Below are 20,520 nucleotides of genomic sequence, written 5' to 3'. Positions count from 1 at the left end.
CATTCTGCCTTTCACGGCATCCCGATCTTCCCGCATCGCGCCTTGACTTTCGCCGACTGCGAACCGATCATTCGCTCATCGACAGAACAAAAGATCGGTTCGAGCGTCGTACCCCGCCCGTCCGTTGCGGCCCCGACGCGCCAGCCGATCTCAATCGGGAGACAAGCGATGGACAATGCGCAGGTCAGCGCTTCGAACGTGATTCTGCACATCGGGGCGGGATCGTTTCACCGCGCCCATCAAGCGTGGTATCTCCACCGTCTCAATGCGTCGTCGGCTGCGTCCGGCGATGCCGCCTGGTCGCTGACGGTCGGCAACATCCGCGGCGACATGAACGCCGTGCTCGACGCCCTCGCTGCGCAAAACGGCGTCTATACGCTCGAGACCGTCACGCCGCAAGGCGAGCGCGCCTACGAGACGATCCGCTCGATCACGCGTGTCGTGCCGTGGTCCCCGACGCTCGAGGGGCTGATCGAAGCCGGCGCCGACCCGGCCTGCAAGATCGTCTCGTTCACCGTGACCGAGGGCGGCTATTACCTCGACGAGCACGATCGGCTCGATACCTCCAATCCTGACCTCGCGGCCGACCTGGCCGGCGGACGCACGACGATCTACGGCGCGCTCGCCGCCATCCTCGACGCGCGTCGCGCGCGCAATGGCGGCGCGCTCACGCTGCAAAGCTGCGACAACCTGCGCAGCAACGGCGAGCGGTTCGAAGCGGGCATGCGCGCTTTCCTCGCGGCGCGCGGGCAAGCCGAGCTCGCCACCTGGTTCGAGGAAAACACGACTTGCCCGAACTCGATGGTCGACCGCATCACGCCGCGCCCGACACCGGATGTGCGCGAGCGCGTGAAAGCGGCGACGGGCATCGACGATGCCTGCCCTGTCATGGGCGAGGCATTCATCCAGTGGGTCATCGAGGATCGCTTCCGCGCAGGCCGCCCGGCCTGGGAGCGCGCGGGGGCTGAGCTCGTCGCTTCGGTGCTGCCCTACGAGGAAGCGAAAATCCGCATTCTCAACGCGAGCCATAGCTGCATCGCGTGGGCCGGCACGCTCGTGGGCCTGTCGTATATCCACGAAGGCACGGCTGACGCCGACATCCGCCGCTTCGCGCACGAATACGTCACGCAGGATGTCATTCCGTGTCTCACGCCGAGCCCGCTTGACCTCGCTCGTTACCGCGATGTCGTGCTCGACCGATTCAGCAACCCTTATATCCAGGACACGAATCAGCGCGTCGCCGCCGACGGCTTTTCGAAGATCCCCGGCTTCATCGCCCCGACGCTCGCCGAATCGTTCGCGCGCAATGCCGAGCCGAATGCGACGGCGGTGCTGCCCGCGCTCTTCTTCCGCTTTCTCGATCGCTGGCGCCAAGGCGCCCTGCCCTACACGTATCAGGACGGCGTGATGGATGAGGCGTCGGCGCGCGCCTTCTTCTCGGCGGCGGATCCGCTCGCGGCCTTCTGCGGATCGCGGCTGCTCTGGGGCGGCATGGCGGGCAGCCCTCGGCTCGTCGAGACGCTGCGCTCGGCGCTCGCACGCGTCGATGCATGGCTCGTCTCACGGGCTTGATCTGAGCGACGCTCACTCCCATCGGCCGGCCCGCGCCTGGGCCGCTCAGCGGCGCCGGCTTTGTCATCGCTCGCCTCCCGGGCTCGCCCGCATTGCTGCGCACGGCGGGCCGCGGATAAAGTAGCGCTTCCGCGCTGACGCGAACCGAAACCTTCAAGGACTCCCTCCCATGTACCTCGGCATCGACCTCGGCACATCCGAAGTGAAAGTCTTGTTGCTCGCGCCCGACGGCCGAGTGCTCGGCACGGCCGGCTCGCCGTTCACCGTTTCGCGTCCGCATCCGCGCTGGGCGGAACAGAATCCGGCCGACTGGTGGGAGGGAACGTGCGTCGCGCTCGCGAAGCTGCGGGAGGCGCACGGCGAAGCGTTCGCGCAAGTACGCGCGATCGGCCTCTCGGGGCAGATGCATGGCGCGGTCCTCCTCGACGCCGCCGATCGCGTCCTGCGCCCGGCGATTCTCTGGAACGACATGCGCAGCGCCGACGAGTGCGACGAGCTGACCCGGCGCGCATCGCGTCTTCACGAGATCGCCGGCAATCTGGCGATGCCGGGCTTCACAGCGCCGAAGCTGCTTTGGGTGGCGCGTCATGAGCCCGACCTATTTCGACGCACGGCCTGCGTGCTGTTGCCGAAGGACTATCTGCGACTGCGGATGACGGGCGGCAAAGTCTCGGATCCGTCGGACGCCGCCGGGACGCTATGGCTCGACGTCGCGCGGCGCGACTGGTCCGACGAGCTGCTCGATGCCTGCGGCATGCGCCGCTCGCAGATGCCGAGCCTTGCCGAAGGCAGTGCGCCTTCGGGAGTTTTGCGGCCCGAGCTCGCGCGCGAATGGGGGTTGTCCGGCGAGATCGTCGTGGCGGCCGGCGGCGGCGACAATGCGACGAGCGCGATCGGCATCGGCGCGACCGAGCCTGGCGACGGATTCGTCTCGCTCGGCACCTCGGGCGTGCTTTGCGTCGTCGGCGATCGCTTCCTGCCGAATCCCGCTTCGGCCGTGCACGCGTTCTGCCATGCGATTCCCGACCGGTGGCATCAGATGAGCGTCGTGCTATCGGCGGCGAGCTGTCTGCGCTGGGTCTGCACGTTGACCGGCACCGACGAGCCGACGCTCGTCGCGGAGGCGGCGGCGCTCGAGCCCGCGTCGCTCGCCGACGCCCCGCTCTTTCTGCCGTACCTCTCCGGAGAGCGGACGCCGCATAACGATCCGTACGCCGAAGGGGTTTTCTTCGGCATGACGCACGCGACGAACCGCGCGCTCCTCGGCTATGCCGTGCTCGAAGGCGTGACGCTGGCGCTTGCGGACGGCCTCGACGCGCTTGCGACGGCCGGCACGACGCCGAATGCGCTATCGCTGCTCGGCGGCGGCGCGCGCAGCGCGTACTGGGCGCAACTGCTCGCCGATGCCCTCGCGACGCCGACGCGTCAGCACGGCGGCGGCGAAACGGGCGCGGCGCTCGGTGCCGCTCGTCTCGGCTGGCTCGCGGCCGGCGGCGATCCCGGGGTCGTGCTCGCAAAACCGCCCATCGTGGCCGAGTTCGCGCCGAACCCGCGGCGTCATGACGAGTTGCGCGCCCGGCTCCTCGCCTACCGCGAGCTCTATCGGCACGTGCGGCCGCTTTTCGACCCGTCGCGCAAGCGGCTCGCCTGAATTCGCTCCGGCCATCGGCAACCGTTTCGGACTCCTTACCTTACGACGCAGGCATCGCATCCGTGTCCAGATCCAACGAAAAACTCGACTTGGCAACGCGTGCAGCATGGCTCTATTACGTCGCCGGCAACACGCAAAACGAAATCGCCGAGAAGCTGCAGGTCTCGCGCCCCGTCGCGCAACGGCTCGTGGCCTTCGCCGTCGAGAAGAATCTGATCCGCGTGCGGATCGAGCATCGACTGGCCGATTGCCTCACGCTCGCCGACCGTCTGTGCACGCGCTTCGGGCTGTCGATGTGCGAGGTCGTGCCGGTCGACGACGACTTGCCCGAAGCGATCGACCGCAAGCTCGCTGTCGCCGGCGCCCAGGTGATGGAGCGGTACTTGAGCGAAGAAAATCCGATCGTCGTCGCGGTCAGCAGCGGGCGCACGCTGAAAGCGGCCGTCGATCAGCTCGGTCTGATCGACCGGCCGCAGCACCGGCTCGTTTCGATGGTCGGTGCGATCGCACAGGACGGCTCGTCGAATCGTTACGACGTGGCGCTGCATATTTCCGAAAAGACGGGCGGCAAGCACTTCCTGCTGCCGGCGCCGCTCATCGCCGATAACGAAGCCGAGCGGGCGCAGTGGTGCAATCACCGGCTGTACCGGATCGTCGAGACGCTGTCCGGGCAGGCCGACGTGGCGTTCATCGGCATCGGCGATATCGGTCCGAAGTGTCCGCTTCACGTCGACGGATTCATCACCGCGGCGGAAGTCGACGAGCTGATGAGCCGCGGCGCCGTAGCCGAAATGTTAGGACTGCCAATCGACGACGAAGGCAAGCGCGTCGAATCCCCGACGGGACGGCGCGTCACGAGCCTGCAGCTCGACGCTCCGCCGAAGCGGCCGACGATCGGCTTTGCCGGCGGCGCGAGGAAGCACCGCGCGGTCCTTGCGGCGCTAAAGGGCGGCTGGCTCTCGGGGCTCGTAACCGACGAGGCTTGTGCGCGCGCCGCGTTAGGCAATTGAGCGGGCGCAACGCGCGCATGCGTTTGGTGAAAGCGTCTTGGCGCGGCTTCGTTTTGTCGATGCGGTCGATGCGGTCAATGCGATCGACGCTGTCACTTCAGGCAATGCTGGCAATGCGGTCAGTGCGCCGCGGGCCGCGTCGTGATCGGCGCGAAGTCCACGGCGATCCGTCCTTCTCCGTACTTCGCGGCGATCGCCTTCAAGCGCGCGTCGACGGCCGCCAGATAAGCGGCGCGCGGCTCGGTCTCGGGGCGTAACGTGTCGAACAGCGGCGCCGGTGTCGCGACGAGCACGATCATCTCGCTGCCGAGCGGTTTTGCAATCACCCACTCGCCCATGCCCCCGATCGTCGCCGAGTAATTCGGCGGCGCCTGGTTGTCCTTTTCGCGGCGGCTCGGCACGAGATGAACCACGCTGCCGTCCAGCACGTAATAATCGACGCTGACGTAGGTGTCGTAGCCAGGCGTCGTCAAGTCGAGGACGAGGGGGCTGCCCTCGGTCAACTGCCCGTTCCTTGCCTTCGTTCGTATTGATGTGCCCCATGCGATGCTCGCTGCCTGATGCGTCGATACCCAGAATGGGGCGAACGCCTTCACGACATCGCATTCGTTCTCGCCGACGGAACGCACGTCGAGGTTCGCATCGGCGACGCCTGCTCCCGTCATGCCCGCCAGCGCATTGCGCAGATGCGCGAGACCGTCGTGCTCACCGACATAGCCGCGAACGGAGACCGAGCTTCCCTGCACCGACGCGCTCAACGCGGAACACGGCAACGAGGCGAGGACACGCGGCAGGTCCGCGGGCGACGGCGCCGCGCGCGGTACAACGATGCCTGTGGAGGAGGTCGATGCCGACGAGGATGCGCCGGCTGCGGCAACATCGGAAACCGGCTGCCGATCACGGGCAGTGTCCGCGCCAGTCTGCCCGCCACGATAGCCATACCAGACGGCAGTGCCCACAGCGATCACGACGACACATGTTCCGGCTCCGGCCGCGAGTGCGGTGCGCGAGCGCTTCCTGGCGAGCACCGCGCCGCTACCCGCGTGCGCCGTGTTCACCGCCTGCGCCGCGGGCATTCGGCGAGCCGGCGCGTTAGCGCCCATCCCATCGAGAAAGTGCTCGACGCTCGCCGTGCGCGTCTGCCTGTCGAACGACAGCGCCGCCTTCAGTGTTCGCCATTGGCGGCTCGTCAAGTCTTTCGGTCGCTCGGGCTGTCTCTTTTCGCCGCGGGCCTGCAACGCCGACACGCGATTGAACGGATGGCGTCCCGTCAGCAGCTCGTAGGTGACGCAACCGAGGGCATAGACATCGTCGCGTGGATCGGGCTCGCGATGCTCGAACATCTCCGGGCTCGCGTAGGCCGGCGTGATCCCGCCAAGCGTCGCCGGGTCGAAGATCGTGGCCTCGCTCTCGTCATCGGGACGACGCAACGCGCGCGCGATCCCGAAATCGATGACCTTCACCTCACCGCTGTCGGTCAGGAATACGTTGGCCGGCTTGAAGTCGCAGTGAACGAAGCCGCGCTCGTGCGCATAGGCGAGCGCGTTCCCCATGCCCGCGATGATCGGCAGCGCCTTGTCGTACGGCACACCCGCGAAACCCGGCTCGCGCAGCATTCGGCTGAGCGGACTGCCCGACAGATACTCCATCGTGATGTAGACGACCGGACCGTCGCGATCGAAGTCATGGACGGTCACGATGTTCCGGTGCGCGAGCGTTTGCGCCTTGCGCGCCTCGCGCTGCAACGCGATCAGCGACGTCGGCTGCCCACGGAACTGGACGTTCAGCACTTTGATGGCGATGTAGGGCTTGCGGTCGGCCGCTTCGAGCTTGCGTAGATCGAGCGCTTTGTAGACCGTCCCCATGCCGCCCACGCCGAGACACTCTTCGAGTACGAAGCGTCCGTTCAACGTATCGCCGATACCCTTCACGCGCTCGCCCGAGGCGGCGAGCCCCTCGCCTCGCGCGCCAAGCGTGTCGCTCGAGCCGTTCGTCTCGCCCGCGCTGGCCGGAACGGCGGCGCGCGCGACGGGCGGCGGCGCGACTTGCACGCGCGTCTCGTCACCGAACTGGACTTCGGTGGCCGCGAATCGTTCGATGTGCTTGACGACTTCGGCATAGACGTCGTCGGGCAGCGGATCCTTTGTCTGCGTCTCGTCGAGCACTTCGCGCAGCCGTGTGCAATTGGTCGGATCGGTCGCGAGCGCGCGGTCGATCTGCGCGAAGAATGCGTCGTGCGAAAGCGCCCCGCTCTGAAAGATTTGGATCAGCTCCGCAAGGCTCGTCATTCGTACGCCTCTTCAGGCTTCGAATCGGATGGGGTCACGGTGCGGTACCGAAAAGGCCATACCGCACGAAAGAACGCCCTCGATCGATACTAGTCTGCGCTCGTACCTTGCGCAATCCGTGCGCAAGCTCACCCTCGCGCACCGATCGTCGTTCGGTTCCAGGGCCGCCCACGTCGTGACGGGGTCCATGGTCTCGCTGTTGCAGCTCGCCCAACAGTGTCACCCGAACCTGTTGGCACACCGGCGACGATGCGGACGGGGCCCGGTTTCCGCGCGTCGCCATACGATTCACCGCGAACGTGTGGAACGCCTTGCCGCGCGGGCGTTTGCGCGCACCGCGCACCTCGAGCGCCGCTCGTTGGCACACCTCCTGCAGTAGTAGGGGCGAGCCCGCAACAGATTGCAGCTCGATTCCAAACCCAGCCTTTTCTTTACTTGCCTTCAGGAGAACTGCCATGAAATCGCTCATGATCGAAGACCTCGGTGTCGCCAAAGAACTCGACGGCCGTGCCATGTCCGCCGTGCGCGGCGGCACGCTCGGCTACTACCTGCCGCTGCCGTACTACTCGCCCGTTCATGTCACGGATACGACGAACTTCAGCGCGCAACAGCTGATCGGCCAATCGAACAACATCGTCAACAACACGGGCAACGACGCCGCGTTCGTGTCGGGCATCCATTCGACGGTCAACCCGTCGCAGACCGCCAAGAACACGATCAATTTCTAAGCGCGTTTGCCGCCCGCCGCCGAGGCTCTCTTGCCTGCGGGTCTCGTCGGCCGCATCCGTTCGAAACCATCCCCAGGAGAATTGCCATGTCGTCCATCGTCATTCATGAGCTGGCGCCCGGCGCCGCGCTCGACCGCAAGGCCATGTCGCGCGTGAGCGGCGGCACCGGCTCGCCGCTCGTGCCGGGCAGCCCCAACATCAACGTGGCCGTCGGCGTCGACCAGCACATCAATCAGAACCAGGCCGTCGTCGTCAATGCGCTCAACAACATCGGCTTCATCGGCGCCGGCTTCGGTCCGCTGAAGCTCGACGTCAGCCCTTCGCAGTTCGCGAGCACCGGGTTCGGACTCTGAACTCCACGCGATCGGGCAAGTCAGGCTTCGCGGCCTCACTTGCCCGACTCGATTTTCGATGCCCCCTGCGATTCGCTCGCGGCACCGCCTATACTGAGACGACGTAACGAAGCGCTACGAAACGCGTCGCGCGGGCTTCGTTTCACAAGCTCGTCGTCAACGGTCGTCAGCGCCTTCGCCCATGCGGAGCGCAATCATGGCCACACTCGTCATCAACGATCTCCCCGAAAGCGTCGAGCTGGACCGGCAGGCGATGGCCGCCATCACGGGCGGCGCGATGATTCGAGGACAGGCTGGGCGATTCACGCGGCAGCAAACGCTGACCGGGCTCGAAAGCCACGGCTCGACTGTGACGGCGATGCCGGCCTCCGCTGTCCGGACTACGCTTCTCTTTACCGCGAGTACCTCGCTACTGCGTTGACGGGTCAAGCCGCAAGGCGTTCGAGCCGCGTCGACATCGCCGGCCGTGTGACGGCGGGCGGGAACACACACCACGAGCCGTCGTCATGACGAAAGAAGAAGATCGCGAGCGTGCCGGTGGCATGCGCGGCCTCGATACGAACGTACCTGTGCAGGCGATCGGGCGTGCGGGAGAAATGCGTCACACGCCCCGGCGAGGCCAGGCTCGGCGCGAGCCATTTGTCGACGAGCTCGCGAAGCGTTGCATGCTGCGTATTCATTTCGGACTCCTCGACGACTCGGCTTGCCAGAAGGGGTTGGTCTGGGGCAAAACCGCTTCGGTGAGAAATGGTTTGCCGTTGCCAAACCTTCTGCATGGGCTGTGCCAATGGCGTGCATCCCCGCCAGGAAAGGCTTCGCGACTAACGAAGATTGTTATGGAGTCCGAAACGTCGGCCCATGCCCGACTGATCGGCGGCGGTTGTGTTGGTTTTGAAGCGTCACTTTGCGCACGCGCACGCCAACGAGGACGCGAACGCGCACTGTCGGCTTCTCGCCGACTTCGGGCTTCGAATGTCGGCCCCGCAACGACGATTGTGGCGATCAGCGCGAGCCGTTTGCCCGAGGGCGCCGATCGAGAGGCGGGACACGCCGGCTGCGTGAAGCCCCGCGGGAAAAGGCATCGCTGGGAAGCGGTGCCTCAGCGACCCGGCGCGTACGCACGCGGAGCGGGCGATGGCATAGCGCTTGCGTTGAAACGGCGGCCTGGGCCGATCGCCGATCGGTCATGCATCGCGATCGACGAGATCGAATACTGAGGAGTCCTATCATGGCCGCGATTACGATCACCGACCTTCCGCTGACGCGCGATCTCTCGCGTCGATCGATGTCGCTCATCCGCGGCGCCGGCGCACCGTGGATATTCGGGTGGATCCAGCCGTTCGCGCCGCCCGTTCCGAGCGTGGGGCCCGTCGTCAATCTCTATCAGACGAACAACACGTTCTATGCCGATCAGGTCGTCAACCAGTTCCAGCTTCTCAACGTGAACAATACGGGTGGTAACTCGAATCTCACTGTTGTCGCCGGACAAAACGGGAAGAACGGCCTCGGTTAGAAGAGCGTGGCACGAGCCATGGATACCGAACTCATCTGGACGTCCGCCGCGCGAACCGACGTCGGACTCGTGCGCGCGATCAACGAGGACGCCTGTCTCGACAGGCCTGAGCGCGGGCTATGGGCCGTCGCCGACGGCATGGGCGGGCACGCCGCCGGCGACGTCGCAAGCCGGATGGTCGTGGAAGCGCTCGCGGGGTTGTCCGCGCCCGATACTCTCGAAGACTATCTCGACGCGGCGCGCGATGCGCTCGACGTGGCTAACCGCCGGCTTCGCCATGAAGCGGCGTCGCGCCATGTTCGCACGATCGGCACGACGGTCGCCGTCTGTCTCGCGTGCGGGCGGCGCTGCGCCGTGCTGTGGGCCGGCGACAGCCGCGTCTATCTCTACCGGGATGCGCGACTGGCTCAGCTCACGCGCGACCATAGCGCGGTCGAAGAGCTGAGGAGCCAGGGCTATCTCAGCGCCGAAGAAGCACTCCATCATCCGGCCCAGCACCTGATCACGCGCGCGGTCGGCGCGGCCGACGAGCTCGAGCTCGACGAAACCGTCGTCGACGTTCGGGACGGCGATCTGTTTCTGCTGTGCAGCGACGGGTTGACGAACGAAGCGAGCGACGCCGAAATCGCCGACGTGCTTGCGTGCGGCGATTGCGGACAAGCGACGCACTCGCTGATCGAGCTGGCGTTGCGCGCGGGGGCGCGCGACAATGTCTCGGCTATCGTCGTTCGCGCCGAAGACCCGGTCACGACGGACAAGACGCTCGTCAATCCGTCCATTGCGCGATAAGCGCGAGCATGCGAGCTTGCCTGCGCAAGCAGGAGGGCCCGGCTATTTGCCGTCCTTCCCTCGCCCGGCCTCATCGCGATGCCGGAAGTCCTTCGAGCGGATACCGTGCTTTTTCAGCAGCATCTGCAGGTGCGAGCGGTTCATCTCGCAGCGACGCGCGAGCTCGGCCACGGTGCCGCCCGTCTCCTGCAGCCCCCGCTCGAGAAACGTGCGCTCGGCCTCGTCGCTCGCCGCGCGCTTCGCCTCGGCCAGCGAAATCGGCATCGCCGCGGCACCGTCGACGCCGTTGGCGAGCTCGGCGCCGAGGCGGCCGGCCGTTGCCGTTGCCGGCTGCGGCCGAATGTCCTCGGGCAAATGCTCGATGTCGGCCACGTCGCCGGCGAGACACGACACTCGATAGATAAAATTGCGCAACTCGCGGATGTTCCCCGGGTACGCGTAGTTGAGCAGGAACTCCCGCAGCTTCGGTGTCATCTTGATCGGCCTGCGCTTGAGCGCCTCGGCCGCTTCGTCGCCGAAATACGCAAAGAGCAGCGGGATTTCGTCGCGACGCTCGCGCAGGGCCGGAAGCGTCAAATGAATGACGCTCAACCGGTAAAAGAGGTCCTCGCGAAACTGCCCCTCTTCGCTCATTCGTCGTAGATTGCGATTCGTCGCCGCGACGATGCGCGTGTCGACGGCGATGCGCTCGTCGGAGCCCACGCGCTGGATCTCGTGCGCTTCGAGCACGCGCAAGAGCTTCACTTGGCCGATGAGCGGCAGTTCGCCGATCTCGTCGAGAAAGATCGTGCCCAGGTGCGCGCTTTCGAATTTGCCCTTGCGATCCGACGACGCTCCCGTGAACGCACCGCGCTTGTGGCCAAACAGCTCAGACTCGAGCAAATTCTCGGGGATCGCGCCGCAATTGACCGATACGAACGGCTTGTCGGCACGCGAGCCGTTCGCATGAATAACCTTCGCCATCAGTTCCTTGCCGGTGCCGCTCTCGCCGTCGATCAGCACGGGTAAATCCGTCGGCGCGGCTTTTTCGGCGATCTCGAGCGCGGCGAGCAGCTTCGGATTGTCGCCGAATGTCCCTTCGAAAACAAAGCTGCGATCGATGAGCGCCTGTCTGCGCATACGCGCCGTCGGAAGAGCCGCAGCGGCCGCGTCGGCCGGCATGTGAGGCTCGACCTCCGCCGCCGCGACGAAACGCTCCTTGCGCGAAAGCTGCATCACTTCGTCGCGCAACGTATTGGCCTGACCGAGCAGCTTTTCGATGTCGGCGCGCTCGAGCTTCGGCGCCCAGCGCAGCGTCGAGCGCAATATCTCGATCTTCTCGATGAGTCCCGCGTAGGAGACGGTCGAGCTTCCGGTACCGAGCGGATCGAAGAGTTTCATGACGGTTCGACGGCGGCATGGCTCAGCTGCTTCTGAACCAGTTGGTAATACATGCCTTTTCGCTCGATCAGCGCATCGTGCGACCCTTCCTCTACGATGGCGCCGTCGTAGAGCACGAGTATCTTGTCGGCGCGCATGATCGTGCTCAACCGGTGCGCGATGATGATGGCCGTGCGTCCTTTGAGAATCTCGTGCATGTTCGCAAGGATGTTGCTCTCCGACTGCGTGTCGAGCGAGGACGTCGCCTCGTCGAAGACGATGAGACGCGGATCGTGATAGAGCGCGCGCGCAATACAAAGCCGCTGAATCTGGCCGCCCGAGAGTCCGACGCCGCGCTCGCCGACGACCTGCTCGTAGCCGAGAGGCATCTTGGCGATGAAGGCATGGGCGTCGGCCATCTTCGCGACTTCCTCGATGCGGCGACGATCGGGGCTCGGATCGCCGCAGGCGATGTTCTCGGCGATCGAGCCCGAGAAGACGAGATTCGTCTGCATGACATAGCCGATCTGCGCGCGGTAGCTGCCCTGATCGACGACGCTCATGTCGTAGCCGTCCACGGCGATCCTGCCCTCCGTCGGCGCGTAAAAGCCGACGAGCAGCTTGGCGAGCGTCGTCTTGCCGGAGCCGCTCCGGCCGACGATCGCGATCATTTCGCCGGGCTTCACGTCGAACGTCACGTTCTCGAGCACGTACGGGGTCTCGTTGCCCCCGTAGCGGAAGTAGACGCCATCGAGCTTGATCTCGCCGCGCAGATCGGGCAAGACGACGCGCGTCGCAAGCTCGGCCGGCTTTTGCTCCGGCTCGATGTCGAGTACGTCCCCGAGGCGCTCCATCGCGACAGCCGCATCGTTCATGAGACTCCAGAGTCCGACGAGCCCCATCAGCGGCGCGAGCACACTCCCCATGAATGCGTTGAACGCGATCAATTGCCCGATGCTGAGCTCCTGGGCGAGCACGAGCCGGGCACCGACCCATAAAATGACGATCGTCGTCGCGGCATTGAGCAGTTGGCTGCCGAGGGCGATGAGGACATGGAATGCCTGCGCGCGATATTGCACATCGAGCGCTTTCGCGTACTTGCGCTCCCATTTGAGCCTGACGGGACGCTCGATTCCCATCCCCTTCACGGTCTCCACACCGCTCAAGGTCTCCATCAGCAGCGACCGCGCTTCCGTTGAAGCCGAAAACACCTCGCGCGCGAAGCGCTTCGTTCTCGGCGTCGCGAAGGCGGTCAGCGCCATGATCGGTATCACGAAGCCAATCAGCAGCAACGTCAGCTTCACGTTGTAGAGAAACATGACCGTGAAATAGATGACGATCATCAGCAGGTTCAGCACTGTCGTGACAGTCGATTCCGTCAGAAACGCCCGGATCGTCTGGTTTTCCTGGAAGCGCGCGAACACGTCCCCCGTCTTGCGCTTGGCGAAGAATCCGAGCGGCAGCGACATCGTGTGCCTGAAAAAGTGCGACATCATCGAAAAATCGAGGCTTCGCACCATGAAGTTCGACAGGTAGGCGCGAATCGTCGTCATGAGCTGCGTGAAGAGGTTCGATATGACGAGACCGACGATGAGCAGATTCAGCAGGCTCACGTTCTGATGAACGACGACGCTATCGAGAATGTTCTGGATGATGAGCGGCGGCACGATGCCGAGCATCTGAATGACGAACGTCGCGAGAAAAAGGTGCGCGAGAATGCGCTTGTAGGGCGCCAGATAACCGACGAACCGCACCCATGGCGAGCTGCCGACCGTGCGCTGGCCGAGCGTTTCCGAAGCCGAGAAGACGAGGCAAGTGCCGCTCCACCCTCGCTCGAACTCCTCCACGGTGAGCTTTCTGAACCCGAGCGCCGGATCCGCCACGCGCACCCCGCGCTTGCTCATGCCATAGACGACGATGTAGTGATAGCCTTCCCAATGCACGATGAACGGGAGCTCGAATCCGAGCATCGCCTCATAGGTGCACTGCATCCCGCGCGCGGTCAAGCCGAGCGATTCGGCCGTGCGCGCCAGGCTCTCGAGCGTCGCGCCCTGCGTCGTCACGTTGGCGAGCTCGCGCAGCTTGCCGAGCGTCATCGGAATGCCGTAATGGCGGCAGATCATCGCGAGACAAGCGGCCCCGCAATCCATCTCCTCGGCTTGCTCGACGAGCGCGAATCGCTTCACGAGCTTCGCGCCGATCTCGTCGCGCGATTCGAGGTCGAGCCGATCCGCCCGCCTCGTCCGCTCGGCAACCTTCTTTTGCCGCTCGAGCTCGCGATCGACGAAGCGGATCCGCTCCTCGAGCACTTCGCGTAACTTCGCATTGCGCCCGAGCATGAAGTGGACGGTCTTCTCCGGAATGACGATGAGTCTCGTATCGGCCGTCGCCGTCACCGTAGCCTGCTGCTCCTGTCTCAGCAAGCAGGCGCGCTCGCCGAATATCGCGCCCGCGCCGAGCGTGGCGAGCGTGTAGTCGGTGCCGTTCGCACGATGGGCAAGGCGTACTTCGCCCTGGCGCACGACATAGAGTCGCATGTCGTCGCGCGAGCCTTGCACCAGAACGTCCTTGCCGGCCGCGACGCGCTTGACGCCGACACTCGATACATACTCCTCGAGCTCGGCCCGCGTCAGCTTGCCGCGCAAATCGAAGAGGCGCGCAACGAAGCCGCCCGCCGAGCTGATGGCGACGTAGCTCGTCACGAACGACTGAACGGACGCGTTCGCGGCGACGATCGGTGCGATCGCGGTGCGTGGGATAAAGAGCAGCTCGACCTTCGAGGATGCGCGCACCGAAGCTTCGTGCCAATACTCGCGCAGCATCGCGATTTCTGCGAACACTTCGCGCTCCTTGCGCACGCCGAGACTGGTCTCCTTGCCGCTTTCCTCGGTGAAAAGCCGCACCGTTCCGGAGCGGACGATGAAAAGACCGTCGGCGGCCTCGCCTCGGCACGCGATCGTCTCGCCGAACGCGTAGCTGCGTGACACCGCATGCGCGGCGAGCTCGTCGAGCGCATCGGGCGGAAACACCGACAGCGGCTCCACCGACGAAAGGAATTGCGCCAGCGATTGCGCGTCGAGAGGCGGCGATGCCGATGCCTGCGTGTCCATGAGTTATCCCCGTTCCGACCTATCGCGCTTCGATGACATGTTCCTGCGCCCGCGCGGCGAGCCACTCTTCGCGCAGCACGCGCCGGACCTCGGAGGCGACGTCGTGATCGAGCACGGCCGGATACTTCGCCGTCACCGAGAAAATTTCGTAGAACGAACCATCGGGGGCGGCGAACGGGCCGAGCAGCTCGCCCGCATGCGCATTGAAAACCTTCGCTTCGATCTCAGTCTTCAGCGAGCCCCGCAATACTTTGCCGATCACGCCGCCGCGCTCGCGCGTATCGGCAATCGAATGCTCGCGCGCGATCTCGGCGAAACCCGATGGGTCGTCGTCGAGGATCGACATGACTTCCTTCGCCTGCCCCTCGCTTTCGAGCACGATGTGGCTCACTTCCACACTGTCGAACTTCGGCGAATTCAGCTTGAAGTAAGCCTCGACGGCCTCGTCGCTGCACACTTCCGCCAACATCTTCTCTTGATAGAGGGTGTCGGTCACGAACGCCTCGAACTCGTCGAGGCTGATGCCAAATGTATCGAGAAACCGATTCATATTCGCCGCGCGATGGAGCCCCCGCACGCGGCGGAACTGATCGGCGCGAGCCTGGATCTCCTCCGTCGAGACGCCCACGCCATGGTTCTTCGCGGCGATGACCGTCAACCGGTCGCGCACCTGCTGCTCAACGAGCGCTTCGAACTGGCCCGTCAGCTTGAGCGCCCGTATGAAGTCGTCGGTGCCGATGACCTCGTCGTCGATTCGCACGATTGCCGCCATGTCATCCTCCTCGTTTCGGCCGCCATCCTCAGCCGGCCACGCGTCTCATCGGATCGAGCGCGAAGTCGATCAGCCGCCGCTCGCGCACGACGATCTCGGCCGACGCGGTCATGCCGTAGCGCAGCGGATACCGCGCATCGCCGACCGAGTAGTAGTCACGCGCGAGCGTGACACGGCCTTCGTAGACGGGTTGCTTCGTATGCGCCGACGGCTTCGCGGCCGGCGCAATGTATTCGAGCGTGCCGTCGATCACGCCATAGCGCTGATAAGGAAACGCATTGAACTTGAGCTTGACGGGCAGCCCCTCACGCAGGAATGCGCGGTCTTCCTCGGCGATCTCGACGCGCACGACAGCTCGCGCGTTCGCGGGCGCAATGCCGCCGAGCGGTGTGTTCGCCTGAATCTTGTCGCCGGGCTGCGTCGTCGTGACATCGGTGACGACGCCCGAAACGGGCGCCAGCACGAGCAGGAAGTTGTCCTTGTCGATGTTCTCGAAGCGAATGCGCGCGGCCGCGTCGGCGGCGAGCCGGGCCGTTTGGACTTGAAGGCGCAGCTTGTCTTCCGTGTTGGCGATCTCGCGCAACGTTGCGTCATATTCGATGCGCAGGTTCGTGAGCGTCTCGGCACTGCCTTCGAGCTGCGCCTTCGCCTGCGCGAAGTCATGCGACAGTTGCGCTTGGAGCTGCGCGAGGCGCGCCTCGGCGATCCGCACGTTGTTTTCCGCCTGCAGGTACGCGCTCTTCTTTTCCGCGACCTGTGTCTGCGAAACGCCCCCGCCTCCGGGCAGCGCCAAGAGGCGCGCGAACTTGTCGGCCTCGTCGCGAGCGAGGTCGCGCGCGTGCTGCGCGCTGTCGACATTGCTCCGCGCCTCGTCGAGCTGCGCCCTTTGCGCCTGGACGAGCTTGCTCGTGCCTTCGGCGATGCGGTTCTCATGCAGGTGCTCTTCGACTTCGATCTGCGCCTTCAGCGCTTCGGCCTTGCGCTCCATCAGCGCCTTTTTCTGCGGGAACTGTTGCCATTCGCGCTCCGCATCCTCCAGCTTCAGACGTGCATCGAGCGCGTTCGTCGCGGCCTCGATCGCGCCGCGCGCGTTGATGCGTCCGATCACGTCGTCCTTCTTCACGGGCTGACCTTCGGCGATATAAATATCGGCCAGCTCGCCGTCGACCGGCGCATAGATGCGCCGCACCTCGGACTCCGGCGCAAGCGTGCCGCCGGCCGTCACGATGACGTCCGCGTGCCCGAAAAAAGACCAGAGAAAGCCGCTGAATACAAGCGCAGCCACGATTGCAATGGCCGCCTCGATGAGCCGCTTGGGTTGCTCGCTGAGGATCGCGATGCCTTCCGCCTCATGGTCCGTCAGCGCTTCGGTGAGCGGCTTCATGCCTAGCGATTGATGGGCGCCGGACGTCATGGCGCGCTCCTTCGCGACTCGCCGACCCGCTTCGCAAGCGCAGGTACGCGGGCCTGGAAGGGCGGTGTCGCAAAGCGAGCCGCCTTCAGCGCCGCGGCTGCCTCGTCCGCGCGGCCAGCGCGAACGTCGCGCTCGATCTCTCGATAGCGTTGCAAATCGTCACGTACACGATCGAGGCCCGCGAGCCGCGGATAGCGATCGCCATAATCGGCGAGCATGTTCGACAATGCGTCGAGCTGATCGTCACGACCGTCGTCCAGCGCTTTGGAGATGGCCGTCTGAAGACGCTCCAGTGCTGCCACGTAGACCGAATCGTCGCTCTCGAGCGCGCGCAGATGACTGAGCGCATCGGCATAAAACTCGCCGAATGAAGGGACGTACGACGCAATTTGATCGAGGGCGTGCTGATGCGCGTTCGTGTCGCGGTTCCAGCGTGCGACCAATCCCTCGATGACCGGCTCGTCGCGGTAGATCGCGACCGGCGCTTGAGCCCCACCGCGGCTCGCCCAGAAGGCCTCGAGATCGCCGACCCATTCAATTTCGTCGACGAGCGCGGCCGCCTGCGCGTTGTGGCGCGCAAGCTGCCTCATTTGCGCGGCGATCGAGCGTGCGCGATCGAACGCATGCGCCTTCTCGGCGCCGATCCAATCGGGCACCTTCGATTTGACGAGCGCCTCCCCGCCTTCGGCCTGGAACGCCGCGTCGTCGGGATGCCGCGCGAGATACTGGTCCGCGAAGCGAGACGCGGTCTCGAAGCGCGCTGCCGCAAGCAGCGTCTTCATGTCGCGTTGCGGCGCGCCGCGCCAATACGAGAATACCGCCAGCGCCGCGAGCAGCGCCAACGCGGCGCCGGCCCAGCGGCCGATCTTCCGAATGTCGACATCGGCGCCACCGCCCAATGCGGCGCTCAATTCGCCGAGAAGCGTGGAAAGTCTCGCGCTCCAGCGCCAACGCGAAACCGCGCGCTTCGAATCGGGAGCCGGCGCGACGGCTTCGGGATTGATTTCGTCGTCCTCGGCGCGCGCGGGATCGACGCAAAAGATGTCGAGGAACGAGTGCGGCGCCGCGATGAACGTCGTGCGATCGGCATCGGCGACGGCGGCCCCGATGCGCGCATCGATCGCCGCCGCTGGCGCCGACGCCGTTTCCTGCGCCGACGCGTTTGCCGCTTGCTCACGCGCCGCCGCATCGACCTGCGTCACCGTCGGGTCCGCCGGCGTGCCGCGCTGCACGCTGACGCGGTAGACGAAATGATTGCCGCCGAATGCGAGCCGCGCACCCTCTTCGAGCGGCCGCGCGCCTTCGTCGAGGCGTTGGCCGTCGACGAACGTCCCGTTGGTGCTGCCGAGGTCTTCGATGAAGAGTTTCCCGTCGGCGACGAATAAAAGCGCATGGCGGCGCGACAGGTAGTTGACCTGGTGCGCGTAGGTGCTGCGATAGCGTGAGAACGTCTCGTCGCTCTTGCTGACCAGAAACGGAAAGGTGGTCACGACGATTGGTTCGAGCCCGAGATCGCCGCGCTCGGGCGTCAGGGTGAGAAGCACGGAGCGCTGGGATCCGGCGTCGGCACGCGCGTCGCGCGGGACGAATGCGACGCGATAGGTGAAGGCCCCTGCGAACGATAGCGTATCGCCGTCGCGAAGCTGATGCGGCCTTTCGCGGACCTCGACGCCGCCGACCGTCGTGCCGTTCTTGCTGTTCAAGTCGGCGACATAAGCATCGCCGCGCTCGAAAAAGATCTTCGCGTGACGGCGCGACAGCTCGGCGACGACCTCGGCTCGCGCCGACGCGAACGGCGGTTCCGCACGCCCTACCGCAAAGAGCTCGCGCGTGATGCGAATCTCGCCGAGCTCGCGATGCGAGAGCGGCTCGAGCACGACGTCGTAGCGTCGCGTCGGCGCGTCCGCCTCGGCGCTATGCGACGGTTCCTCCCCAAGCGAGCTTGGCGAGCGCGCGGGTCGCTTCGTTTCGGCAATCGGAGCATCGTCGGAAGCCATCGTTCGACACCTGCGAGAAAACGCCGGGTCGCCGCCCAGGGCGCCTGCTGCTGTAGGTTCCGCCACGAGCGACCGTCGCGACGCAAGGGACCGGGGGCTCGTTCCGACACTCAGCATTTATCGGCCACCTCGTTGGCGGCGCGAAGCCCGGAAGACCGCGGCGCGGCAGGGCTCGCAGGGGTGCATGCGATGAAGCGAGTGTGTCCAAAGTGTAGGCGACGCGATGCGGCAGTCAATCGGTGTGCGCCGTGCCTCATCGCGGCCCCGCTCGCCGTCTCTTCGATCGTGTGCATGGCATCGGGTCCCGATCAGTGACTGGAGGCCAGTTCATGCGCGCTGGGCGAGTGCGTGTCGCCGCCCTTCTCGTCGGCGACGACCACCGCGGGCCAGCCGCCGCCGATCGCCTTGTAGAGCGTTACGGTGTCAGCGAGGATCTGCTGATGATTGGCGACGAGCGCGAGCTCCGCCGCGGCAAGCGAGCGCTCCGACTCGAGTACTTCGAGTTGCGACACGATGCCTTCTTTCAGTTGCGCCTCGACCTGCGCGGCCACGACCTGCAAGCGCGCGTTCTGCGCTTCGAGCTCGGCGCGCTGCTTCTTGTGCGCGGTGAGATCGACGAGCGCATTCTCGACCTCCTGGAACGCTGCGAACACGGTCTGACGATACTGCTGCCGCGCGAGCTCGCTTTGCGCCTCCGTCGTTTTGATGTGCGCCTTCACGCTCGGATCGAACATCGGCAGATTGATGCTCGGCAAAAAGCTGAACGTGAACGCCTTCATCAAGTCGGTCAGCGCGAACGCCGCCGTGCCGCCGCGGCCCGTCAGGCTGATGCTCGGCAATTGCGCGAGCTTGGCGGCGCCGATCTCGTCGTACGATTCGAGCACACGGAATTGCGCGGCGACGACGTCGGGCCGGCGCGCGAGCAGCTGGGCCGGCAGCCCCATCGGCACTTCGGGCAGCTTGATCCGCTCGCGCAAGTGACCGACTGGAACCTTGAACTCGCCCGCCGGCACGCCGACGAGCGTGGCCAGCGCATTCTCGGCGAGATCGCGCGAGCGGTGCAGTTCGATGAGCTCGTTCGCGAGCCCGTTGATTTCCGCCTCCTGCCGCAGCACTTCGGTTTGCGGCACGACGCCGTTCGCATACATCGAGCGATAGATCGTCAGAATCTGCCGATTCTTGTCGAGCGTCTTCTGCTCCTCGTCGATCTGGTCGTCGAATTGAAGAATCTGAAAGTAGGTGCTCGAGACACCCGCGACGAGCGTCAGATACCCTGCGCGCCAGTCCGCCTCGGTCGCATGGAACTCCGCCTTTTGCGCTGAGACGCCTTTCGCGACCTTGCCCCAGATGTCGATGTCCCAATTCACCTGTGCGCCGAGGTTATAGGACTTCGTGACCGGCTGGTGCGTGTTCTTTTCGATGTCGACACCCGCGCCGAGATCGGCGCTCGGCAGCGCGCCGGCACGCGCCTCTCCGATTTGCGCGCCCGCGATGCCGATGCGGGCGGCGAGCACCTTGATGTCGACGTTCCCGCTGATCGCCTTGTCGATCAGCGTGTCGAGATACGGATCGTCGAATGCCTTCCACCACTGTGGATCGACGGTATCGGCGGCCGACACGCGATGATCGGCGTGCGCCCAGTTCGTCTTCGCGGGCGTATCCGGGCGCTGGTAGGCCGGGATCTTCAGATCCATGCAGCCCGAGAACGCCGCCGCGCAGATTCCTGCTGTCACGACGCGAGAAAAGAACGAACGTGCAACGATGCGGCTGAGGACGGTGCCAACGGAACAGGTCGACGTGTTCACGACGGGCTCCTTTCGGAATGTCGGCTAGAGGTGGTCCCGTTAACGAATCGGTCGGTGCAACCGAGTTCGATCGCTGACGCCGTCGTGCCGGCCGTCTTCCATCTTTGCCCCGTCGTTGGGTGAGACAGTTGACTACCGGCACGCGTGAAACCGGACACG

General features: G+C 65.3%; 17 protein-coding genes. 8 read left to right on the top strand and 9 right to left on the bottom strand.

All coding sequences use genetic code 11. The annotated features are described in order from the left end of the window. Window positions 1-168 precede the first annotated feature (168 nt). The 3 genes from dalD to C9I57_RS29695 all read left to right on the top strand — a co-directional run bounded on the left by dalD (window position 169) and on the right by C9I57_RS29695 (window position 4,233). The gene (gene dalD / locus C9I57_RS29705; protein WP_107154159.1) at window positions 169-1,572 is read left to right on the top strand and encodes a D-arabinitol 4-dehydrogenase; all 1,404 of its coding nucleotides are present in this window, start codon (window positions 169-171) and stop codon (window positions 1,570-1,572) included. A gap of 169 nt (window positions 1,573-1,741) precedes the next feature. Continuing rightward, complete coding sequence (gene xylB, locus C9I57_RS29700; protein ID WP_107154116.1) at window positions 1,742-3,223, top strand: xylulokinase; 1,482 nt, start codon at window positions 1,742-1,744, stop codon at window positions 3,221-3,223. Window positions 3,224-3,285: 62 nt separating this feature from the next. Beyond that, on the top strand, window positions 3,286-4,233 hold the full coding sequence (locus C9I57_RS29695; RefSeq protein WP_107154115.1) for a sugar-binding transcriptional regulator: 948 nt from the start codon (window positions 3,286-3,288) through the stop codon (window positions 4,231-4,233). Window positions 4,234-4,352: 119 nt separating this feature from the next. Here C9I57_RS29695 and C9I57_RS29690 read toward each other — a convergent pair whose 3' ends face one another. After that, window positions 4,353-6,521: a serine/threonine protein kinase gene (locus tag C9I57_RS29690; protein WP_107154114.1), complete on the bottom strand. Its 2,169-nt coding sequence runs from the start codon at window positions 6,519-6,521 to the stop codon at window positions 4,353-4,355. A gap of 34 nt (window positions 6,522-6,555) precedes the next feature. Further along, on the bottom strand, window positions 6,556-6,990 hold the full coding sequence (locus tag C9I57_RS33070) for a hypothetical protein (RefSeq protein ID WP_146166293.1): 435 nt from the start codon (window positions 6,988-6,990) through the stop codon (window positions 6,556-6,558). Here C9I57_RS33070 and C9I57_RS29685 point away from each other — a divergent pair. From C9I57_RS29685 to C9I57_RS29675, 3 genes are all read left to right on the top strand, one after another. Beyond that, window positions 6,977-7,249, top strand: coding sequence for a hypothetical protein (locus C9I57_RS29685; protein ID WP_107154113.1), 273 nt, complete (start codon window positions 6,977-6,979; stop codon window positions 7,247-7,249). The genes C9I57_RS33070 and C9I57_RS29685 overlap by 14 nt on opposite strands. Before the next feature lie 86 nt (window positions 7,250-7,335). Beyond that, window positions 7,336-7,602, top strand: coding sequence for a hypothetical protein (locus C9I57_RS29680; protein WP_107154112.1), 267 nt, complete (start codon window positions 7,336-7,338; stop codon window positions 7,600-7,602). 196 nt (window positions 7,603-7,798) lie between these two features. Further along, window positions 7,799-8,023 (top strand): hypothetical protein, encoded by a 225-nt coding sequence (locus tag C9I57_RS29675; RefSeq protein WP_107154111.1) that lies wholly within the window; start codon window positions 7,799-7,801, stop codon window positions 8,021-8,023. A 4-nt stretch (window positions 8,024-8,027) separates the two neighbouring features. On the opposite strand, the gene C9I57_RS29670 is transcribed toward C9I57_RS29675, so the two are convergent. Further along, window positions 8,028-8,282 (bottom strand): hypothetical protein, encoded by a 255-nt coding sequence (locus C9I57_RS29670; protein ID WP_107154110.1) that lies wholly within the window; start codon window positions 8,280-8,282, stop codon window positions 8,028-8,030. A 548-nt stretch (window positions 8,283-8,830) separates the two neighbouring features. Between C9I57_RS29670 and C9I57_RS29660 the strand changes: the two genes are divergently transcribed. Together C9I57_RS29660 and C9I57_RS29655 are read left to right on the top strand one after the other, a co-directional pair. Next, a complete protein-coding gene (locus tag C9I57_RS29660) occupies window positions 8,831-9,115 on the top strand; it encodes a hypothetical protein (protein ID WP_107154108.1) in 285 nt (94 codons plus the stop codon). An 18-nt stretch (window positions 9,116-9,133) separates the two neighbouring features. After that, on the top strand, window positions 9,134-9,904 hold the full coding sequence (locus tag C9I57_RS29655) for a PP2C family protein-serine/threonine phosphatase (protein WP_107154107.1): 771 nt from the start codon (window positions 9,134-9,136) through the stop codon (window positions 9,902-9,904). 42 nt (window positions 9,905-9,946) lie between these two features. On the opposite strand, the gene C9I57_RS29650 is transcribed toward C9I57_RS29655, so the two are convergent. From C9I57_RS29650 to C9I57_RS29625, 6 genes are all read right to left on the bottom strand, one after another. Further along, the gene (locus tag C9I57_RS29650) at window positions 9,947-11,284 is read right to left on the bottom strand and encodes a sigma-54 interaction domain-containing protein (protein WP_107154106.1); all 1,338 of its coding nucleotides are present in this window, start codon (window positions 11,282-11,284) and stop codon (window positions 9,947-9,949) included. Next, window positions 11,281-14,373, bottom strand: coding sequence for a peptidase domain-containing ABC transporter (locus C9I57_RS29645; protein WP_107154105.1), 3,093 nt, complete (start codon window positions 14,371-14,373; stop codon window positions 11,281-11,283). Before C9I57_RS29645 ends, C9I57_RS29650 begins: the two co-directional genes overlap by 4 nt. Before the next feature lie 19 nt (window positions 14,374-14,392). Continuing rightward, window positions 14,393-15,145 carry a peptidylprolyl isomerase gene (locus C9I57_RS29640; RefSeq protein ID WP_107154104.1) on the bottom strand — a complete coding sequence of 251 codons (753 nt, stop codon included), beginning with the start codon at window positions 15,143-15,145 and terminating at the stop codon, window positions 14,393-14,395. A gap of 28 nt (window positions 15,146-15,173) precedes the next feature. Continuing rightward, on the bottom strand, window positions 15,174-16,559 hold the full coding sequence (locus tag C9I57_RS29635; RefSeq protein WP_107154103.1) for an HlyD family efflux transporter periplasmic adaptor subunit: 1,386 nt from the start codon (window positions 16,557-16,559) through the stop codon (window positions 15,174-15,176). Beyond that, on the bottom strand, window positions 16,556-18,556 hold the full coding sequence (locus C9I57_RS29630) for an FHA domain-containing protein (RefSeq protein ID WP_107154102.1): 2,001 nt from the start codon (window positions 18,554-18,556) through the stop codon (window positions 16,556-16,558). Before C9I57_RS29630 ends, C9I57_RS29635 begins: the two co-directional genes overlap by 4 nt. Before the next feature lie 308 nt (window positions 18,557-18,864). After that, window positions 18,865-20,361 carry an efflux transporter outer membrane subunit gene (locus C9I57_RS29625; protein ID WP_181322000.1) on the bottom strand — a complete coding sequence of 499 codons (1,497 nt, stop codon included), beginning with the start codon at window positions 20,359-20,361 and terminating at the stop codon, window positions 18,865-18,867. Between the last annotated feature and the right edge of the window lie 159 nt (window positions 20,362-20,520).

The sequence above is a fragment of the Trinickia symbiotica genome (assembly GCF_003028655.1).
GTDB classification, from domain to species: domain Bacteria; phylum Pseudomonadota; class Gammaproteobacteria; order Burkholderiales; family Burkholderiaceae; genus Trinickia; species Trinickia symbiotica_A.
Note: the sequence above shows the minus strand (reverse complement) of the source record. Positions and strands in the feature narration are given on the sequence as shown.

Bases quoted from the DNA above. Each gene is read 5' to 3' on its own strand.
- C9I57_RS29655 (WP_107154107.1), top strand. From the start codon at position 9,134: ATGGATACCGAACTCATCTGGACGTCCGCCGCGCGAACCGACGTCGGA.
- C9I57_RS29635 (WP_107154103.1), bottom strand. From the start codon at position 16,559: ATGACGTCCGGCGCCCATCAATCGCTAGGCATGAAGCCGCTCACCGAA.
- C9I57_RS29680 (WP_107154112.1), top strand. From the start codon at position 7,336: ATGTCGTCCATCGTCATTCATGAGCTGGCGCCCGGCGCCGCGCTCGAC.
- C9I57_RS33070 (WP_146166293.1), bottom strand. From the start codon at position 6,990: ATGAGCGATTTCATGGCAGTTCTCCTGAAGGCAAGTAAAGAAAAGGCT.
- C9I57_RS29675 (WP_107154111.1), top strand. From the start codon at position 7,799: ATGGCCACACTCGTCATCAACGATCTCCCCGAAAGCGTCGAGCTGGAC.
- C9I57_RS29660 (WP_107154108.1), top strand. From the start codon at position 8,831: ATGGCCGCGATTACGATCACCGACCTTCCGCTGACGCGCGATCTCTCG.
- C9I57_RS29645 (WP_107154105.1), bottom strand. From the start codon at position 14,373: ATGGACACGCAGGCATCGGCATCGCCGCCTCTCGACGCGCAATCGCTG.
- C9I57_RS29690 (WP_107154114.1), bottom strand. From the start codon at position 6,521: ATGACGAGCCTTGCGGAGCTGATCCAAATCTTTCAGAGCGGGGCGCTT.
- C9I57_RS29650 (WP_107154106.1), bottom strand. From the start codon at position 11,284: ATGAAACTCTTCGATCCGCTCGGTACCGGAAGCTCGACCGTCTCCTAC.
- C9I57_RS29630 (WP_107154102.1), bottom strand. From the start codon at position 18,556: ATGGCTTCCGACGATGCTCCGATTGCCGAAACGAAGCGACCCGCGCGC.
- C9I57_RS29685 (WP_107154113.1), top strand. From the start codon at position 6,977: ATGAAATCGCTCATGATCGAAGACCTCGGTGTCGCCAAAGAACTCGAC.
- xylB (WP_107154116.1), top strand. From the start codon at position 1,742: ATGTACCTCGGCATCGACCTCGGCACATCCGAAGTGAAAGTCTTGTTG.
- C9I57_RS29670 (WP_107154110.1), bottom strand. From the start codon at position 8,282: ATGAATACGCAGCATGCAACGCTTCGCGAGCTCGTCGACAAATGGCTC.
- dalD (WP_107154159.1), top strand. From the start codon at position 169: ATGGACAATGCGCAGGTCAGCGCTTCGAACGTGATTCTGCACATCGGG.
- C9I57_RS29640 (WP_107154104.1), bottom strand. From the start codon at position 15,145: ATGGCGGCAATCGTGCGAATCGACGACGAGGTCATCGGCACCGACGAC.